At 56.3% G+C, this 19822-nt stretch carries 15 protein-coding genes and 1 pseudogene; 5 read left to right on the top strand and 11 right to left on the bottom strand.

Translation table 11 applies throughout. From position 1 onward, the window contains the following. Positions 1-107 precede the first annotated feature (107 nt). A complete protein-coding gene (locus ACP0KA_RS09010; RefSeq protein ID WP_424631529.1) occupies positions 108-2798 on the top strand; it encodes a GNAT family N-acetyltransferase in 2691 nt (896 codons plus the stop codon). A gap of 491 nt (positions 2799-3289) precedes the next feature. Here ACP0KA_RS09010 and ACP0KA_RS09015 read toward each other — a convergent pair whose 3' ends face one another. After that, entirely contained in the window at positions 3290-3940 is a 651-nt protein-coding gene (locus ACP0KA_RS09015) for a BON domain-containing protein (RefSeq protein ID WP_424628473.1), read from the bottom strand. A 298-nt stretch (positions 3941-4238) separates the two neighbouring features. Further along, on the bottom strand, positions 4239-4703 hold the full coding sequence (locus tag ACP0KA_RS09020) for an Hsp20/alpha crystallin family protein (RefSeq protein ID WP_424628474.1): 465 nt from the start codon (positions 4701-4703) through the stop codon (positions 4239-4241). A gap of 1400 nt (positions 4704-6103) precedes the next feature. Here ACP0KA_RS09020 and ACP0KA_RS09025 point away from each other — a divergent pair. Then, positions 6104-6787 (top strand): CBS domain-containing protein, encoded by a 684-nt coding sequence (locus ACP0KA_RS09025; protein WP_424628475.1) that lies wholly within the window; start codon positions 6104-6106, stop codon positions 6785-6787. Between the two features lie 58 nt (positions 6788-6845). Here the strand turns inward: ACP0KA_RS09025 and ACP0KA_RS09030 are convergent, their stop codons facing one another. From ACP0KA_RS09030 to ACP0KA_RS09040, 3 genes are read right to left on the bottom strand one after another with little or no spacing between them, the layout of a single operon-like run. Beyond that, positions 6846-7952, bottom strand: coding sequence for an ABC-type transport auxiliary lipoprotein family protein (locus tag ACP0KA_RS09030; RefSeq protein ID WP_424631530.1), 1107 nt, complete (start codon positions 7950-7952; stop codon positions 6846-6848). Beyond that, positions 7952-8725, bottom strand: a complete 774-nt coding sequence (locus tag ACP0KA_RS09035) for an ABC transporter ATP-binding protein (RefSeq protein WP_424628476.1) — start codon at positions 8723-8725, stop codon at positions 7952-7954. The genes ACP0KA_RS09030 and ACP0KA_RS09035 overlap by 1 nt, the downstream gene beginning before the upstream one ends. A 2-nt stretch (positions 8726-8727) precedes the next feature. Beyond that, positions 8728-9864 (bottom strand): MlaE family ABC transporter permease, encoded by a 1137-nt coding sequence (locus ACP0KA_RS09040; protein ID WP_424631531.1) that lies wholly within the window; start codon positions 9862-9864, stop codon positions 8728-8730. 138 nt (positions 9865-10002) lie between these two features. Between ACP0KA_RS09040 and ACP0KA_RS09045 the strand changes: the two genes are divergently transcribed. The 3 genes from ACP0KA_RS09045 to ACP0KA_RS09055 are packed head-to-tail and all read left to right on the top strand — an operon-like array spanning position 10003 to position 13427. Further along, positions 10003-10848 carry a universal stress protein gene (locus ACP0KA_RS09045; RefSeq protein ID WP_424628477.1) on the top strand — a complete coding sequence of 282 codons (846 nt, stop codon included), beginning with the start codon at positions 10003-10005 and terminating at the stop codon, positions 10846-10848. 36 nt (positions 10849-10884) lie between these two features. Beyond that, positions 10885-12645 carry a cation-translocating P-type ATPase gene (locus tag ACP0KA_RS09050; protein WP_424628478.1) on the top strand — a complete coding sequence of 587 codons (1761 nt, stop codon included), beginning with the start codon at positions 10885-10887 and terminating at the stop codon, positions 12643-12645. 23 nt (positions 12646-12668) lie between these two features. After that, a complete protein-coding gene (locus ACP0KA_RS09055; RefSeq protein ID WP_424628479.1) occupies positions 12669-13427 on the top strand; it encodes a cation transporting ATPase C-terminal domain-containing protein in 759 nt (252 codons plus the stop codon). Positions 13428-13945: 518 nt separating this feature from the next. Here the strand turns inward: ACP0KA_RS09055 and ACP0KA_RS09060 are convergent. The 6 genes and pseudogenes from ACP0KA_RS09060 to ACP0KA_RS09085 all read right to left on the bottom strand — a co-directional run. Continuing rightward, positions 13946-14260 (bottom strand): annotated as a pseudogene (locus ACP0KA_RS09060) (nuclear transport factor 2 family protein); the annotation flags it as partial. 476 nt (positions 14261-14736) lie between these two features. After that, entirely contained in the window at positions 14737-15723 is a 987-nt protein-coding gene (locus ACP0KA_RS09065; protein ID WP_424628480.1) for a zinc-dependent alcohol dehydrogenase family protein, read from the bottom strand. Between the two features lie 217 nt (positions 15724-15940). Next, complete coding sequence (locus tag ACP0KA_RS09070) at positions 15941-16948, bottom strand: DMT family transporter (RefSeq protein WP_424628481.1); 1008 nt, start codon at positions 16946-16948, stop codon at positions 15941-15943. 35 nt (positions 16949-16983) lie between these two features. After that, on the bottom strand, positions 16984-18069 hold the full coding sequence (locus tag ACP0KA_RS09075) for an L-dopachrome tautomerase-related protein (RefSeq protein WP_424628482.1): 1086 nt from the start codon (positions 18067-18069) through the stop codon (positions 16984-16986). Between the two features lie 31 nt (positions 18070-18100). Further along, positions 18101-19216 carry an L-dopachrome tautomerase-related protein gene (locus tag ACP0KA_RS09080; protein ID WP_424628483.1) on the bottom strand — a complete coding sequence of 372 codons (1116 nt, stop codon included), beginning with the start codon at positions 19214-19216 and terminating at the stop codon, positions 18101-18103. A 134-nt stretch (positions 19217-19350) separates the two neighbouring features. After that, complete coding sequence (locus ACP0KA_RS09085; protein WP_424628484.1) at positions 19351-19788, bottom strand: GlcG/HbpS family heme-binding protein; 438 nt, start codon at positions 19786-19788, stop codon at positions 19351-19353. Between the last annotated feature and the right edge of the window lie 34 nt (positions 19789-19822).

A 19822-nucleotide genomic window follows, 5' to 3' on the forward strand; every position in this document is an offset into this window, starting at 1 on the left:
CGCGGTTGCCATTTGGGCTATCGAATTTGACCCACCTCAAGGCCAGGACGCGCATCATCTTTATGGTGGTCGGGACGGCAACGCTCCTTCGGCAAGCGTGGACCCCGATGTCGACTTACAACATGCAGAGGCTCCTCAATCCTCGCTCGGTTGCGCTCGTTGGAGGAAGCTTGCGAAAGGGCTCGGTTGGGGCAGCCGTCTTGCGGAACATTCGCGGGGCCGGATTTGTCGGTGATATCGGAGTCGTCAACCCCAAACATCGCGAGATTGAAGGTGTTACCACGTATGCGGGGCTCCCAACTTTGCCGTTCCTGCCTGACTTAATCGTCGTGACAGCGCCGGCGTCTGCAATTCCGAACATCATCGAGGAAGCGGGCAGACTGGGCGTTCCGGGTGCCGTTGTCATTAGCTCCGGACTAGGTCACGGCAACGAATCCTTCGCAAACCGTGCTGAGAAGGCGGCGCGCGAACATCGGATGCGTCTGATTGGGCCAAATTGTCTTGGGATCATCAGCCCAAGGTCCAATCTCAACGCGAGCTTTACCGCACATACACCTAAGCCGGGGCGCCTTGCGCTTATTTCGCAATCTGGCGCCATCGTCGCAGGTATGGTGGAGTGGGCGGCCCAGAAATCCGTAGGGTTCTCGGGAATCATATCCATCGGCGACCAACTCGATGTCGATATTGCCGATGCGCTCGACTTCTTCGCTCTCGATCGAGAAACGGAAGCGATCCTTCTTTACGTCGAAGCGATCAAGAATGCTCGGAAATTTATGTCCGCGGCTCGCGCTGCGGCGCGTCTTAAACCAGTCATCGTAGTGAAATCTGGCCGCATGTCTCAGGGAGCGAAAGCAGCTGCGACCCATACCGGCGCACTGGCGGGCTCTGATGCCGTATACGATGCCGCATTTCGACGGGCAGGAATGCTGCGATTGCTTGATTTGCGCGAATTGTTTGCCTGCGCCGAAATCTTGAGCCGATATCCTGCGTCTTTGGACAAACGTCTCGCGCTGCTGACGAATGGCGGAGGGCTCGCAGTTCTCGCGGTCGACCGACTGGCAGAGTTAGGCGGCGCGCCGGCTGAGTTGTCGGCCGATGTACGGAGATCTTTGGACGGGGTGCTGCCGGCAAGCTGGTCGAAGTCCAACCCCGTGGATATCGGGGGTGACGCTGATCCAGCAAGATATCGAGAGGCCCTAGAAGTTCTCCTGAGGGATTCTGGTAGTGGTGCTGTTCTAGTGATGAATGTTCCGACTGCTATCGCTTCGTCGGCAGAAATTGCGAAAGAGGTTGCTCGCGTTGTCTCAGCGAATCGCGAGGCGAACCGGCCCGTAAAGCCTGTTTTGGCCGTCTGGGTAGGCGCCGATGATGCCACCTTGAAATCACTCGACGAGGCCGCAATTCCAAATTTTCCAACGGAGGATGATGCTGTTCGCAGCTTTTCTTACCTGCGAAATTATGCGGTCGCGAAGCGAGCCCTTTCGGACGTTCCGCCGAGCGTACCCGATCAGTTTGTCCCGGCCATAGACACTGCCAGGGCGGTCGTTCGAGCTGCCATCAGCGACAATAGGCAATGGCTAGATCCACTCGAGGTCAAGCAACTCCTTGATGCTTACCACATACCCATGGTGACAACGATCGCGGCAAGAACGCCAGACGAAGCGGCCCGCAGCTCACGGCCGTTCCTTCAGAAGGGACATCCGGTCGCCGTAAAGGTTCACTCGCGGGATATCGTCCACAAATCCGACGTCGGCGGTGTTGCCCTCAATCTTATCGATGCTGATGGTGTTCGTGACGCCGCACGTAAAATGTTGGAGCGAGCACAGACCGCGCGTCCCGAAGCGCGAATTGAAGGCTTCATCATCCAACCGATGATCGTGCGACCAAAAGCCCGCGAATTGATCATGGGATTTTCAGAGGATTCGACCTTCGGACCCGTGATCGTATTTGGCCGCGGAGGCACCGCCGTCGAGATCCTGGATGACAAGGCTTTAGCGCTTCCGCCACTTGATACAAATCTGGCACGGGATCTAGTGGGACGCACGAAGGTTTCGCGCCTGTTGGGAGCGTATCGCGACGTCCCCGCGGTCAAAATGGACGAGATCCTGCTAACGCTGGTCAAATTGGCACAACTCGCCGCTGATCTACCAGAGATCAAGGCAATTGATATCAATCCTCTTCTAGCTGATGAAACGGGTGTTATCGCGGTCGATGCCCGAATTGCCATCGGTCCGCCGACAGCACGGTTTGGCGGCCCTGGCAACGCGCGGTTCGCAATCCGGCCTTATCCGTCGCAGTGGGAGCGTCGAGTTGAGCCAAAGCAACACGAAACGCTCTTGATCAGGCCACTTCGTCCCGAAGATGAGCCCGCACTCCTCGACATGCTCAAACATGTGACGAAGAATGATTTGAGAACACGGTTCTTCAGCACTATCCGCGAGTTCACGCACGAGTTTGTGGCACGTCTAACTCAGTTGGACTATGCGCGCTCGATGGCATTCGCCGCGTGTGATGAAAGCCACAACATCCTAGGAGTTGCTCGGTTTCATTCCGACTCGGTCTATGAAAGCGCAGAATACGCTATCCTCGTACGCTCCGATCTGAAGGGCAAGGGCATCGGCTGGGCGTTGATGCAGACATTGATCGAATATGCTCGATCGGAAGGGCTTCGATCCCTCCATGGTCAAGTTCTTCGGGAAAATAGCACCATGCTGGAGATGTGCCGCGAGCTTGGCTTCGAACAAACCGCCGATCCCTCTGATCCTATACTGGCTTCCGTGACTTTGAAGTTGGGCTAGAGAAATTGAGAGATGGGAACACTCACTTTTGTTCTCCAGCTTCCAGTTCTCCCAGTAAGACCTATCCAGCCCGCAGATGTCGGTGATCTCCTTCTGCGAGAATACTATGCAGTTTTCGCTCCAATGCTGCGATCATTTCAAATCGGCTTACAATTCCAATTACTTTGTTTCCGCAAACGACGAGAACTTCGCTGTTTCGGTGCAAGTCCATCCGGCCGACGATCTCGTCAAGGCTGGCCTCCTCATGCGTCTTGTCTTCTCCGCGCATGACGACCAATACTTCGCGTTAGCCTCTCGAAGTTCGGCGCAGGCGAGTTCATCAAGCGCAAAGTAGTCGAGGGCGCCTCCTCTTACCTCGTTAGGGAACTTCGAACGAGACACGGCTTGTCTCCGTAACTGGAAAGCAGAAGTTCGCCGAGGCGAGCCATTGAGAATATCTCACTATAGCTCGGCCTCGATCCGTTCGCCGGGCGCGATGGACCCGCGGCCAGCTATCTGATGGTGAGTAGATCCTCTACCCACTCCACACCGGGGGCGGACCACGCAGCATTTTCAGCTGCGACGCGCTCTTCCCAATTGTCAACCTTGCCTTCGAGAACAATTCTGTTTCCCTGCTGAACCGAGATGCGAATTGCATTCGCTTCAAGTTCTGCATGGCGTTTCAACGCAGCTTCGATTTTGCCCTTGACATTAGACGCGTCGACACGGGACCTGATAGCAATCTGGTTGGTTACGCCGCGGACGCCGGATAGCTTTCTGACATCGTCTTCGGCCGCCTTCCTTTGGTATTGCCAGTTGACCTCGCCTGAAAGAGTAACCCATCCGTCACGAACCAAGACTTTGACGCTGTCCTCGGGAATCATGACGTCCCAATTCAGGATGTCGATAGCTCGCTTCGCAATCTGGTCATCCTCTGTCTTCTTCTGAAACGGATACCGAACTTCAATTTCTTCGGCGATCGCCTTCACGCCTTTGACGCGTTGCGCCGCTGCAATCGCCGCGAGCTTCTCCGCGTAGCTCTCCACATGTCCGGTGAGCGTCACGACATTCTTCTCGACCGCAACGCCGATATGCTCGCCGCAAAATCGAGGATCGAATTCGAACTCATCAATTACATTCTGTCGAAGTTGATTGTCGTTCATGGCTGTTCTCCGAGTTGCCTCATGCAAGCAGTCTACGGATTCTTCGCCAGGCCGATTGACGCAGCTCAAGAATGCAAAAGGAATTTTCAGAAAGGGCGATTTTTGACTCGGATCAACGCGTCGTAGGACCCGAGCGCTAGTCCTACTGGATGAGGATGCCGTGGCTGATCAGATCTTTAAGAAGGAACATCCGTCAGGATCGCGAGGCGATAATAGGTCGCGCCTTCTGCCTTAATTTGTATGAGAAAGAGCCCGCTAATCAGCGGGCTCTTTCCTTGTAAAGTTTGAACGGAGCACGTCAGGCCGCTTTCACATCAATCTTCTTCGATTGAGCTGGAGCAGGCTTGGGAATCGTGATCTTCAACACTCCCTTGGACATCGTCGCCTTGATCGCATCCGCATTGACGCCGGGCGGCAATTCCACGGTGCGCGAGAACGAACCATAGCTTCGTTCGACCATGTGGTAGTCCTTATCTTTTTCCTCGCGCTCGCTCTTCTTTTCCCCTCGGATCGATAGGGTCTGATCTGCGACGCTCAGTTGAACATCCTTTTCTTCAAGACCGGGTAGTTCCGTTGTGACTTCAATCTCCTTCGCGGTCTCGCTGACGTCCATGCTCGGAACCAGGGATTGAAACGGACTTGGGCTAAACCCTCGGGTGAACCCTTCGAACAAGCTGTCGATCTCTTGTTGCAGGGCCAGGAATGGGCTGACCATTCGACGACCAGGCAGCGTTTCGCGATGAACGGGAATAAGCGATTTCATGTCATCCTCCTATGGGTTGGCGACCGCTCACTACTGCGTCGTGTTTGAACCACACATGAGCTCCACCGCAATAAGGACACTGCACTTGGCGGGGAACATTCAACAGACCGGGAAATTCCGCTTCATTCGTGGTTAGACCCGTATAGACGGCCTTATTCGTTGAAGGGCATTCGACTACAACTCTGTACATGACGATCCTCCCATTTTTAGAGAGGCTAAGTCCAACTCTCCCAGGCAAGTTGACACGCATCAAGTCCGCCGAAAAAAGAAACCCCGCGTGGGCGGGGCAGCAAGCTAATCAGGAATCCCGGCGAGCTTCCCCAGGATCGGTGGGCGGGCTTTCAGATAACTCTGCGACCTTCTGCGCATAGCACGCCAGCCTATCGTACTCGACTGCGATTTTCAGCAGACGTGATCGCTCGACTGGATTGCTGATGCAGGCTGCCTTGTCGCGTGTCATTTCCGACCGCTTACGCCAATGGTCAGGGCTATAAGCTTCCCTGGGAGTCACAACGCTATTTGGGAACAGGGGCATTGACGGATCTCCTTCGATCGAAAGACCGCCATTAAACGGGAGAACCATTTGATGATAATTGATCGACGTCAAATTTGAGTACTTTGCTTCAGTCCCTTTTGATCTCCCTCAAGTTCTTCTGTGGCTTCGATGCTATTGTGATCGTTATAAGAACGGGAGAGTCCGATGTCTGACTATCGCGTGAACTTTTACAAGACACTTTTGAACTCGCAGGGCCATAGCTTCAAGTGTCTTCAGAGGGAGATTGAAGTCCAATCGGATACGCCCTCGGGCGCCTTAACGCTCGCCCAAAATCGACTTGATGTCGGCTTCGAACCAGACTGCATCGAGGTAGTTCGCACCGGTCGCTCTACGGGCTTTTACGAAACGTTACCGTGAGGAAATCGGTAGTCCATTCAAACTGGTCCTTAACAGTATCTGCGACGGCATTAGAGATCTTGAACCCGCAGTCAACGCCGTCGGCAACGAGATTCCATGATGCGATTGAGGTGCGATCGTACATAGCGTTGATTCCTCGTTGTCTCTCTCTGGTCCAAATCTTTTGCAATCCTTCGCTATGCTGCCTCCCAGCCACCCGCCTGATTTCTGCGACCTATGAGGCTGCGTCCGCTCCTTGTTTGCCAAGAAGGTCAGCCGCCCCAGAATCCGAGCAATCGGTCACAGGGAGTTTCCGCCTCAAATCGTAGCTGTCGTTCTCGCGAAAACTTCCTCTCGAATGCTTCGCATCGCGCTTCTCTGAACGTGCCTTCACTCGAAGCCAAACTAGAGCGGCTCTTTGTCGATGGTTTTGATCGGAATCAAAATCGCCCACCTCGGGCCGCATAATCTCCGCTGGCGACTATTCACAAACCGACGGAGATCTCCGATGAGAGCAAAGGATGTTATGACCAAGCGTCTCGTCAGCGTTTTGGCCGATGTCGATGTGCGGGACGCAGCCGAAACAATGGTGCGTAACGGGATTAGCGCCGTCATTGTTACCGATCAGAACGGAAACCTCGCAGGAATCCTCTCGGAAGGGGATTTGTTGCATAGAGGAGAGTTGAGGACCCAGTCGAGACGATCCTGGTGGCTACAGCTATTTACCACCGAACGTCAGATAGCCGCCGATTATACTAAATCACATGCTCGAAAGGTCCGTGATGTCATGACGACGGACGTCGTGACCGTTTCTCCTGAAACATCACTTGGCGATATCGCGAGACTATTTGAGAAACATCACATCAAACGCGTTCCCGTGATCGAGGACGGACATCTCGCCGGTATCGTTACCCGCGCTAACTTGGTTCAAGCGCTTGCAAACACAAAGGATCTGATCTCGTCGAATGAAACAGATGCAATGCTTGAGCGCGAAATCGATCGCAGGATTACCGCGCATTCTTGGGGACGCCGAATATTCAGCGTTCATGTCAGTAAAGGCAATGTGGATATCAGCGGCATTGTCTATGACGACAAGGAACGCGATGCCATCCGCGTCGCCGCCGAGAACACTCCAGGGGTAAGATCTGTCACCAACAACTTGCGCGTAATGCCGACACCGATCGAGGATTGACTAGGTCGTATTCCTCTGAAGCTCAGCCTGTCGGTCACTTGCGTGAGGACCGTCCTCGTCACAGTGATTGACTTGTCCATGAAATAATCTCGCGGGCAAGCGCTGCGAACGCTTCGTTCAATGCGGATGCTGCTGTGCGAGCGTCCATTTCGCCTATCTTAGAGCTTTCTTGAAATATACGCGATGCGATCACTTTGCCATCAGCACCAACTAATCGGACTGAAAGTGCGATTTCGGCGGCAGGAGTTTCAACGGTGATGATCTGCATCCGGCGGATGTCGATCATCAATTTGTAATCCGCGTTGATCCCCTCCGTCGCCCGGACCGGCGCGTTCGCGATATCGAGGTTCTCGAAACTCTGGATCAATTTTTCCTGTATGAGCTTTGGAATGGTGTCTGCCCATTGGGCGTCTTCAAAATGAGATATACGGCCGTCGTTCTCCTCAATGAGGATGCGCTGTGTATCAAATAACACGATGGACGTGGGGTCGGTGACAACGACCTGTGCCTTTATTGGGCGCTCAAGGGCCGGGCCCGCGGCTATAGCCTTAAGATCGTAGACCGCCTTGGGCGGCGCCGCCCCTCCGCCCGTCATTCGTTCCAGTCCGCCCAGGATCCCGTCAATACGGTTCGTGTTTCGAGCCAAGCCATCTGAGAATGTGCGCAGGTTTGAGATTGTCGCTTGTAGGGAAGAAGAATTGTCGGCCAGGACGGTATCCATCCGCCTCAAAGCATCTCGAGCCGCTTGTGTCATGCTCTGGCCGGCACCCGGCTCCGCAACCAATTGCCACGTGCCGGTCGGCTCCTGACGGGCTTCTCCGCCTTCAAGAGCGATGACAGGAACCCCAGTCAATCCTTGAAACTCAAGGCTTACCTTTGTGTCTCGACGAACGGGCGTTCCCACCGCAACGCTTATCTTGGCGTCAACGCGATGTGTATCATCGGGCACCAGCGACAAGCTAGTGACCTCACCAACGCGGATGCCGTTAAACAGAACGCCCGCGCCGACAAGTAGCCCGGGGACGGATCCATTGAACCTAACAGAATAGGTTGCCCGAGGACCTAAGCCGCCAACGTTATGAAGCCAGTAAACAAATCCGAATGCTGCGCCGATGATTACGCAGATTAGAGCCCCAACGATTAAATACGGTGCCCGTGTTTCCATCATACAGCCCTCGGCTGAAGCATTTGGGAGCGTGCGCTATGAAAATATGATCTCACCCAGGGGTGCTCTGAACGCAGCACTTCTGCCATTGTCCCGAGTGCCGCAATTCGTCCTTCGGCAAGCGCAGCGACGCGATTACAGACCGTGTTCAAGCTGGCGAGGTCATGCGTCACCATGAACACTGTTAAGCCTAATGTTTTTTGCAGCGCTTTTATCAATGTATCGAAGTCGCCTGCCGCAATCGGATCTAATCCGGACGTCGGTTCGTCAAGGAAGACAATTGCCGGATCGAGCGCCAGCGCTCTAGCCAGTGCAACCCTCTTCGTCATGCCGCCCGACAACTCTGACGGAAACTTGTCTCCGTCCCGGGAAGACAGCCCGACCATGTTGAGTTTGGCGTTGGCGATTTCATCCAACAGGCCATCGGGAAGCGCCAAACTTTCCCGCAACGGAAATTGGATGTTCTGCCGCACCGTCAGGGACGAAAAAAGCGCGCCTTGTTGAAAGAGAACGCCCCAGCGCCCAGCCGTCACCTGCAACGGCTCATCACCATCGATCGCTTGGCCGAGGACCTCGATCGAGCCACTGCGCTTTTGGATGAGCCCGATGATCGTGCGCATCAGAACCGATTTCCCGCCCCCTGAGGCGCCGACTAATCCCAGGATCTCGCCCTTCCGAACGTGAAGGGACAAATGGTTGATTACCACCTGGTCCTTAAAGCCGACCACGAGATCTTCCACACTAACGACGAATGGGATTGGGGCCTCGACCATCATCACATTCCTATTGATGCAAAGAAGATCGCGAACACGCCGTCTAGAACGATGACGAGAAATATGGATTTCACCACTGAAGTCGTTGTCTTTTGCCCTAGCGATTGCGCGCTGCCCTTCACTTGTAAGCCCTCGCTGCAAGCCACAACGCCAATGACAAGGGCCATGAACGGCGCCTTGATCAGTCCCACCTCGAAATGTGTGACAGAAATTGCGTCGTGAAGCCGAGCGATAAAGATTGCGGGACTCATGCCGCCATAGAGCCAGGCAATCATTCCTCCCCCGTACAGCGCCGCCATGGCGCCCAGAAATGCGAGTATTGGCAGAGAAATGATAAGCGCGACTACCCGGGGTAAAATCAGCACTTCCACTGGACTGCGTCCCATGGTGACAAGTGCGTCTATTTCCTCCCTCATTTTCATTGAGCCGAGTTCCGCCGTGTATGCGCTGCCCGAACGGCCAGCCACCATGATGGCGACAATCAAGACTCCGATCTCACGCAGGACTAAGATGCCGACCATGTCGACCACGTAGGATTCCGCACCAAACTTGCGGAAGTGAAAGATTCCCTGCTGAGCAATGATCGCACCGATCAGGAAAGTTATGAGCGCTATGATCGGGATCGCCTGCCAGCCAACTCGATAGATGTGAAAGATAAGGGACGTAAAGCGAAACGACTTCGGCCGGGACAGGATGGCGACACCGGCGAGACCGATGGCTCCCAACATGCTCAAGAAAATGGAGCCGCTTTTAAGAGTGTTCGCTGCTGAGGCACCGAGCTTTTCGACCCCTGAAACTAGTGTGGTTCGCTTGGGAAGTCCTGAAATCTCATCGCGGTTAACACTACGCATTTTACCGATGAGGTCGGCATAACGCTCTGCGACACCCACAAGGCTCGCAGGACGATTGGCCTTTGCAGCTAATCGCAAGGTTCTTTCAATGAACCATGCCCCAATCGTGTCGAGCTCTGATAGGTCCGCAATATTGAATTGAACGGCTTTCGCGTCTACAACCCGCGCCGATGCGCTCTGGAGCAAGTCCTGCAGAACATCAGCATTTTGCGCGTTCCACGGGCCGCTCGAAATCAACGTCAGACATTCCGGGTCATCTTTGACGAGCAAGTCTGGGTGAGTGGTCAACATCGTCGCCTTGCTTGGAAGAACACGACTGACGTTTACGTGTGGCGAGCAGCCCCAACTTGATCTAGCTCAAGTTCTCAAACCGCGAGTCCTGCAGAATTACGCCGCTCAGTCAGCAAGCTCCGAATCGAGATGAAAATGGCGATCAAAGATGCGATGCTAGTGTTGCGCACATATCCGACGCCGACAACGGACGGCTTCATCGCGTCGAGCGTCGGCTTGGCTGAGCGTCTCGGTTGCCGCATCTCCATTCTCGCACCAGAAATCCTTATCCGGCTCCCAAGTACGTTTCTCGGAAATGTCTTGATCGACATTCCAGGGATGGCGGCATGCGAAATGGGGAAAAGTGCTCAGAACGCGAGCGTGCTTGTCAATCTCTGCAGTCAATTGGCGGAGAAGCGCGGAATACCACATGAAATGATCAAGGAGCGGGCGCCCATCGGTGAGATTTCCCTTTTAATCGCTGAATACGGGAGGCTGAAAGATCTGATCATTCTTCCAGCGCTTGCCGGAGATTTTGTTGATCAGTGGGACAGGGAGGCGGTCATCTTCAATTCTGCTCGACCGGTCGTGTTGATGCCAGAGGGGCGCACCTTAGCGAATGCAGCCCTAAAATCTGTGGGAGTCGCATGGGATTATAGCCGACCCGCAGCGCGTGCTGTCGCGGACGCGATGCCGATCCTGGAGCGAGCCGAGACCGTACATGTCGTGACCGTCCTCAATGAAAAGGTGTTCGACATTACGCGCAAGACGCATGAGATTGGCACCTACCTCGCCCGGCATAACGTAAATGTAGAGATTCATGAGATTGATGCGGCAGGCCAGCACATTGGAAGAGTCCTGGAAGACTTCGCAAACAAACTACATCTCGATTTATTGGTGATGGGTGCGTACGCACATTCACGGCTTCGGGAACTTGTCTTGGGAGGAGCTACCCGATCGATGCTCGCGAAGCCGCCAGTTCCGCTACTGCTTTCGCACTGATCATCCCAGGATTGCGCCTCGGGAGTACCGTTCGCGATGGGCACCTCCAGCAGCGCGAAAGCGATTAATCTCCAGGGGCTAAGTGCGAAGGAGGCAGAAGAGCGGCTCCTTCGCACAGGCCCAAACCTTATCAACGATACTCGGCCGCGGACCATCCTCGATATCATCAAAGATACAATGCGGGAGCCGACGTTTGTCCTGCTCCTCTTGGCCGCATGTCTCTACCTGATCTTTGGTGACCTTGGTCAGGGCTTGTTCATCTCCGCCGGTGCCGTTGTCTCATTGGGATTAGTGATCTTCCAGGAATCACGGAGCGAACGCGCGTTACTCGCCCTGCGCGCCTTGGCGGAGCCTTATGCCAGAGTCATCCGAGATGGAGGACACCATCGCGTTCGAGCTAGTGAACTCGTGCCAGGTGACATCGCCTTAGTGGCTGCCGGCGAACGAATTCCCGCCGATGGAGAGCTCGTTTCAGAACAACCCATCGCTATCGACGAGTCGCTACTGACAGGAGAATCCGTTCCCCTCATAAAGTCCGCCATCAGAGATGCTGCTGATCGCAATCGCCCGGAAGAAAGCGCGAAAGTGTTCGCGGGGACGCTCGTTGTCCGAGGAGACGCCGTAATAAGTATAACCGCGACGGGTGATAAGACACAGATCGGCAGAATTGGGGCATCCCTGACAAACCTGCAATCCGAGCCGACGCCGTTGCAACGTACGTCGGCGAGGCTGGTTAAGCAGCTCGGTATTCTCGCTATCGCGTTTTGCTTGGTCGTGATTGTTGCTTATGGCGTTCTGCGCCACGATTGGATTGGCGGCGCGCTTGCCGGAATTACGCTCTCGATCGCTTTGATACCCGAGGAATTCCCGATGGTACTGGCGATTTTCATGGCGCTCGGCGCCTGGCGATTAGCACAAAGACATGTTCTGGTCCGCCGCGGCGCAGCCATTGAGACGCTCGGTGCAATAACCTCTTTATGTGTCGACAAGACCGGCACACTCACCGAAAACCGAATGTCGATCGCGACCGTCTGGAGGAATGGCACATTTTACGATGAGGCTGATCGCGCATCCGGGCCATCGGCAGTTCTGGCAGTCGCGGCTTTGGCATCTCCGGTCTATCCAACCGACCCCATGGATATCGCCACTCATCAATTGGCGCCGAACGCAAGCTATGAGCTCCGAATACTCGACCGCACGCCGGCGCGCGAGCGCGCTCTTGACCCCAATTTGCTGGTTGTCATCAACGCGTGGCGGCGGGAAGACGACATGTTCCTTGCTGCAAAGGGAGCGCCTGAAGCTATTTTTCAAATTTGCAAGATAGCTTCGGAAGATCGAGCCCAGTTGGTCTCAGTTCTAGGCCAAATGGCAGACGAAGGCTTGAGAGTCCTCGGCGTTGCCTCCTGCGTTCTCGTAACTCAAACGCCTGATGATCTAACTAAACCGACGTTTCAATTCGAAGGCTTAATCGGCTTTCGAGATCCCATTCGTCCGGGCATCGCAGACGCAATTTCAACAGCGTATGGTGCGGGAATTTCAGTTTGCATGATTACGGGAGATCATCCCGCAACGGCCAGGGCGATCGCACGCTCTGCTGGCATTCCCATCGAGTCGGGCGTTGTCACGGGGCGGGAGATCGCGGCCATGGATTCCGCGAGCCTCCGAGGCAGCTTGCGTTCGGCCCGCATCTTTGCGCGGGTGATGCCCGAGCAGAAGCTGGCGATAGTCGAGGCGCTTAAGGGTGATGGAGAGATTGTCGCAATGACCGGCGATGGCGTGAATGATGGCCCGCTCTGAAGGCGGCCAACGTCGGGATTGCTATGGGGAAGAGAGGAACAGATGTCGCTCGAGAGGCCGCCGATATTGTCCTGCTCGATGATAGTTTCATCTCAATTGTCAGGGGCATCGAACTGGGCCGTCGGATTTTTGTAAATTTGCGTAAGGCCCTGATCTTCATTACGGCGACCCATATTCCGATCGCGGGACTGGCATTAATCCCCCTGCTATTGGGAGCTCCTCCGCTGCTTTACCCCATCCATATCATCTTGCTAGAGCTCGCAATCGATCCCGTTTGTGCTTTGGTTTTCGAGGCAGAGCCGTCCGCGCCAAACAGCATGAAACAGCCGCCACGCGATAGGAAGCTGTCGCTATTCGGAAGACGAGAGTTTCTGCTGAGTGTCCTACAGGGCGGGGTGATTTTGGGCGGAGTGCTCTCGATTTATCTCTCGATGCTACATTGGGCATTTCCCGTAGATGAAGCGCGAGGCGCCGCCTTCTGCGCTCTAATCTTGAGTAATCTCACGCTGGCATTTGCGGAATCCGCGGAAGCCGGAACGAGGTTCTTCGATAAGCGCAGGATCGTCTTCTGGACGATCCTAGGCGTAGTGCTCTTGATATTAGTTGCTATTTTCATTCTGCCCCGCCTTGCCGACCTTTTCCAGATGGCTCAACCGCCTCGATCGATGCTGCTTGTAGCTGCGTTGGCCGCGATTGTTCTCGGCGGATGGTACGGAATAGGCAAGCAAATCGCCTGGATGGGTGGCATCAGCCAACGACGGCCAATCGGTAACTCACGTTGAAATCAACCTTGGCGGAGGTGGCTTCCCCCGCGGTTGCTAGTAAGGACTATCGGGTGTGCCGGTGGCTACGTTGTTCTATCGACTATCTGATCTCGATCAATGTCGGCCGCACAAAATATGCCAGGGTGCGGTAAGTAGGATTCGTTTCGAACCTGCACGCCACCTCCGTTTCCGATTTTATTATGCCGAGCTTCCTTTACCGCTGCCCGAACACTGGTCTCAACGTCCAACAGCGCTTCGACGACGATGAGACGTTGAAAGCCGACAGAAGCTATCGACTGATTGATTGTCCGGCTTGTCGTGGAATCCATTTCGTAAACGCCACGACCAATAAGTTGCTTGAGGAGCGAAACCAGTAATCCACGGCTGATCCACCCTCTATCGCGAACCGACAGCCGCAGATCGCCAGCGCTACGCCGGCCCGGACGCGTCCATCTGCGACTGGTGTTCGCTATCGCGGTCCGGGACGGCAGACTGACCAACATCGGGGAATACGTCGATACGCACTGGCGCGGGCCGTCCTCGAACGTCTTGCTGGTGGCTTTGATCTTTCCCTCGCGAAGCCGACGACCAGGACCCGGTCTCCTTGCGCTACGAACTCCCCGGGGGTCCGTGGACGCTTATATCGATTTGGATGCCGTCTCAAGCAAATCCGCCAGCCCTGTGTGTCCGCGGTGTGCTCCGGCCAGCGGCCACTCCTCGCCCGGGATAATCCACTCGATGTCCTCGGCGACCGGTGCCAGCAGTCCCTCTCCGTCACCGCGGCCGATCGCGGCGAAGAAGTCCGAGGCAAGGAATCGGCTGAAAACTCGATCCGCGTTGACAGAAGTGATGCGCTGCGACTTTGCGAGGTCGCATCGGCGGCCTCGCACTACCCCTCAAGAGAACCGCGCGCGCTTTTTCTTTAGTCCACCGTATATTTCGACTTTAAGCATCTTGTAACGGCTCAACAGATCAGCCGCCGCTACCTTTGCTTCGGCATCGCTTTCGTACTTCGTCTAGAAATGACCGTCCCCAACGAGAGTAAAGCCATCGGCTGGCGCAATGTCGGCTCGTGGTATTTTGCGCGGCTCTTTGAAGGGTAATTGGCTTTTTCATCTTGGCTCCGTTTGGGGACCGCGTTCTAGCCCATCATTAGACACTTGCAGCAGTATCACCTCATCAAACCAGCCGTTGTAAGGGCACGGGTGAGAACTGCATTGATGTCGATTCCGGTATTGCCTTTTCGGCTTCTCGATCCGCACCGATATCATGAGCGTCGGCGATCAGACCTAGGCTGCCTCGTCGAAATCTTGGCCAGCTAATGAAGCTATTCCGGATTAACATCGATGACGATTTTGCCAGCCGCAGTACCAACTTCCATCGCAGCATACGCTTGTTCGATCTCATCGAGTGTAAAGTGACGCGGATCGAGGCGAGGCACTATTTTGCCCAGGTCAACCAGTTTCGTCGCCTTGCGCAAGATATCTCCGTGATGAGCGCGCCCCTCACCGGCCAGCAACGGCAACAGCGTGAAGACGCCGGAGTAGCTGGCTGCCCGAAAAGACAATGGCGCAAGCGAATGAGTCCCCCAGCCCAGTGCGCTAACGACATGTCCGAAACGGGCTATCGCATCGAACGATGCGTCGAGGACAGTTCCCCCCGCGGTGTCATAGACCAAATCAAACCCTTTCCCCGCGGTGTGCTTACCGACATAGTCGCCAACCGACACATCGCTGTAGTCGATGAAAGTCGCCTCGAGCTCCTCGATATACCTCCTGCTCCGCGAAGATCCCGTCGCAAAAACCTCAGCCCCGAAATATCGGGCGAGTTGAACGGCCATATGGCCGACACCACCCGCACCACCATGAACCAGGACCTTTTGACCGGCTTGTACGCTGGCCCTATCTACTAGGCCCTCCCAAGCCGTAATGAAACTCAGCGGCAGCGCTGCAGCTTGACGCATCGAAAGAACGGCGGGCTTTAAAGCGAGCAGGTCAACATCGGCAGCGACAAACTCGGCAAGCGATCCCGGCAGGCCGCCGACTCCACCCGTCATTCCATAGACCTCATCGCCAGGACGGAATCGCGTCACTCCTGCCCCCACGCTTTCGACAATGCCGGCAAGGTCGATTCCGAGAATGGCCGGAAGCGGATGGCGAGCATGTGCGGCCTGTCCCTTGCGTATTTTCAGGTCGAGCGGATTGACCGCGCTCGCCTTAATCCTGACAAGCACCTGCCCATGCTGAGGATCTGGACGCTGAACCGCACTGATCGTAAACGGAGAGCCGTGATCGTGCAGGACAGCTGCTCGCATGTTTCTCGAAATTATCGCAATCACTTTCTGATACTAATCCGCGACCGTAGTCGGAATTTTTCGTTACGGTTCAATCGCACTCTTGAGATAGGTGCTTTACCCTTTTAGGTTCGACATCGACCCGCATCCTTCAAAGTCGCTTCATCAACGAAATTTCCCTCAGCACGGGCGGGGTTATTCACAACTAGACTTCCCCGTCGACTCGGTCAGTTTGCGCTCAGAGATTGCCTCTCGTCTGGAGAGGATGAAACAGCCGTGCGATTTTCGAGAGCCAGTGCTCGGGCACCAGCGAAAGGCCGAGAGCTGTGCCCAGGAACGCGCCGGCGACAATGTCCTGCACCGTCAAGCGCTCACCGAGAATCGCGAGCGAGGCCGCGAGCCCGAAGAAAATCGAGCCGTAGGACGTCAATGCCACCACAAGAGCGACATTGAGTGAGCGCAGCGCAACACCCTGTAGCAATTGGCCGCCGAGCGACAGCAACAACACCAGTTCGAGGTCGAACCACAGCACGGTTTCCAGATCGAAATGCCGCAGCGGGATGAGAACGGAATCGAAGCGTCCCATGGCTACGCCGATTGCACCGAGCGCGATACATCCGATGGTGCCGAACACACCAACAACGAACAGCGCTGGATAGGTTTTATCAAGCTGACGTATCCCGAGTGTCAGGATCGCCCACGTGAGAATGAAAGCAGCGATCAGCAGGTCGCCGGTCATGGTCGCGCCGCCGGATGATTTGGACAGCGTCAGCGTTGCGGCCCCCATCACACCGATAGCGATGGCGACCATCTTCAGCACCGAAAGCCGCTCGCGCAGGAATACGGCCGCGAGCCCCGCAGCCAGAGGCGGAAACAGGCTGAGCAGCAGCACAGCATGGGCGGCGCTGGTGCGGTGCGCGCCGAGCGCAGACAGCGCGTTGGTGCCGGGACCATAGGCGATGCCGCAAAATAGAAACAGTGCAGCGCTCTTTGTCGTCAGTGGCGGAAGCTGTCGCGGTTTGGTGACAACAGCGAGCAACAGGAACAGCGGTAACGACCATGTCCCGCGTGCAACGAAAAGACTGACCGCATCGAACCCTGCGGCAGCCTGCGGCGCATAGAGAATTTTTGAGGCGACGGCATTGACGCCGAAGAACACCGCAGACACTAGTGCGGCAGTGACTGCGAGAGGCCGGCTTCCCCGATCAGCGCCTGCACCAGCCGCCGTATCTGCGATCTTCATCATGTCCCCAAGTCAAAATTTCCGAGGCTGCAGCAGCACTATCGCCGTACCGGCTTCGCCCCGATTGCAATTGAATAGACGGTCACCGGCCAATCGACGGCGTCTTTCCCTTCGTTGAGACCCGCCGTCCGATTGAGCTGCGCGGCCGGCATCCACAACTTGCCGTCATCGTCGATCCACATGGCGTCGATCCACGCGAGACGAGGATCGTCCACTAGCGTCGATATCTCGCCAGCGGGAGAGATCTTCAACACACGCGAATGATCGGTATCGCTGACATAGATTGTCCCAGCGAGATCGATGGCGGTTCCTCCGGTCGAAGGCGTGTCGGCAAAAGGCGCCACATGACCGGAAAGTGCCGCCGCATCAAGAGACGGATCGTCAAGGAAGCGCGTTTCAATGCGAAACATCGGACCGGAGCACGGCTGGTAGAATAACCAGCGCCCGTCATTGGAGACTTCCAGTTGATCGGCGTGAACAACTACGGGATGGCCGTGCGGGTCGCGGAGCTGCCGGCCTTCCGCCATCAGCGGTCGCGCGGCGACCGTCGAGGGATGATTCTCCAGCACGCGGCGGGCCTTGCCTGTCACCAGATCAAGCACGATCAGCGCGGGGCGGCCTGCGTCGGTCAGGTAGGCCATGTCGCCATTGAAGCGCACGTCGTCGACGAAGCTCTCGCCTTGCGCAACGGAGGCCAGATCGTAAACCCTACTCACTCGATTGGCGGCGAGATCGATGCGGACGAGTTTCGGACCGCCTTCGGCCAACGGTGCGCCGATCCCAGGAGCTCCGCGATCGACAACCCACAGCGCACCATCCGGACCGACACGCAGGGAATTCGCACCGACGAACGCCGCACGTCCGTCCTCACTAGGGAGCCAGTTATTCCACTCCACATCCGGATAAGGCTTCGCCGATCCAGAGGTGATTTCGGCGATCTCGAGTTGACCCGGCTTTTGCGGTTGGACGACAACGAAACGCCGCCCATCAGGCGTCGTCGTCACGCCGTTCATGATCAGCGTGTTCGATGCAAACTCCGGGACAAGCTGATCCATGGGTGCCGCCATCGCAGATGAAGTCGCCAGAACAAGCGCCGGAACAAAGGCAAGCAACAAGTGACGCATCACGCATCTCGCCTGCATCGATGCACCTTGATTACCGCAGCAGGACCGGACCTGCATCGATCTTGACGCGGAAGAGCGTATAGGGTTTCTCCCGCAGGTCCTTCCCTTCGTGGAATTGTGCCTGCCGATGAAGCTGGTTGGCGGTGAAGTATAGATAGCCATCCGAGGCAACCGACAGCGTGTCGGGCCAAAGGATTCTCGGATCGTGGGCGATGGTCTTCCACTCGCCGTCCGTCTGACGCTGACGGACGCTGTTGCGCTCGTAATCGCCCGCATAGATGCGGCCCTTGTCATCGGCCTCGAGGCCATCGGATGCGCCCTTCTCGCCGAGATCGACGACGGCCTCCGCAACGGCCGCATCCGTCGCAGACCGATCGAGAAGAAGTGCGGTCGGGACCGAATACAAATGCCGGCTGGATAGCGGGCAGTAATAAAGCGTCGCCCCGTCCGCGGAAATGGCGATGCCGTCGGAAGCGACATTGAATGGCGCGGGAGGCCTGCCCTTTTCACGTACCGCGAGCCGCTCCCCTTCCACGACAGGGATAAAAGCGGGGTCGGGCGAGGTCGACTTGTGGCCTGTGAGTTTCCTCCAGCTTTCACCGCTGTCGAGATCGACAACGATGATGCCGCCTGGGCCGCTGATCGAAGAGTCAGTGATGAAGGCAACTCCCGCTTTGCCCTGACGCAGATCGAAGCGCACGTCGTTGATATAGGTCGTCGACAAAACGGTTGATGAGGACAGCACAATGGTCTTCACCACTTTGTCTGTCTTCAGATCCACCGCGACCAGCTTGGCCCCGCCCGCGATGGGGCTCGAAAAGCCCGGCGCCGCCGTGTCGAGAATCCACAGCCGGTTGGCTGGATCAACCACCACGCTCTGCACACTGCCCAGCGTCTCGCCAGGCCGCTTGGGGTCGAATGTATTGATCGCCGCGTCGGGATAGGCAACGACTTCGCCCTTGCGGATTTCGCCGACGGTGAACGGGACATCATCGCCCCACCGTGGGAAATTGATGAAGATACGCCCGTCGGCAGCGACGGACACGCCGGTCGGCATGGCATCATGGAACTCGAACACAGGCTCGATTGCCCCGATCGGACGATCACTGGCGAGGTGCTTCGAGGAGCCGGATGCTTTCGAGGCCATAGCATTGTCTCCTTGGTTTCGCGTCAGTGCCACCGTTGCTGAACCGACGAGAACGGTGAGACAAGCGACCGCTGCTGTTTTGTATAAAGTCATCAATCGAATTCCGGATCCTTCAACGCACCCCGACGCGAACATCACGCAGACGTGGCGAGCGCCGCCAGCAGCGCATCGCGCCCCGCTTCCGCGACCGCGACATCCTGTTCGGTTGTTCCCGATCCAACGCCAATCGCCCCCAGCAGTTCGCCGCGAAAGATAATTGGGAAACCTCCGCCGAGATTCGCGATGCCGCCGTGGCTGGCAAAGCCTAAGTTCGCCCCGAACTCGAACGGAATTCCGCCGGTCGGCGCACCGATCGATGCGCTGGTCGCGGCCTTGGCGATGGCCGGATCGCGGGCGAGCACAGCCGCGCCTTCAACCCGCGCGAATGCCAGCAGATTGCCGCCGGCATCGACAACGGCGATACACTCCGGAGCATCAATCGCTCTCGATTTCGCGACCGCAGCTTCAATCGCAATCGCGGCCGCCGCATATGTCAGTTGTTGCTTGCTTTGAACGAGGGACTGGCTGGGCATTGCATGAACTCCCGCATGAGGCTCAGTGGTATTG

The organism is Bradyrhizobium sp. SYSU BS000235, from assembly GCF_049747295.1.
Taxonomy (GTDB): domain Bacteria; phylum Pseudomonadota; class Alphaproteobacteria; order Rhizobiales; family Xanthobacteraceae; genus Afipia.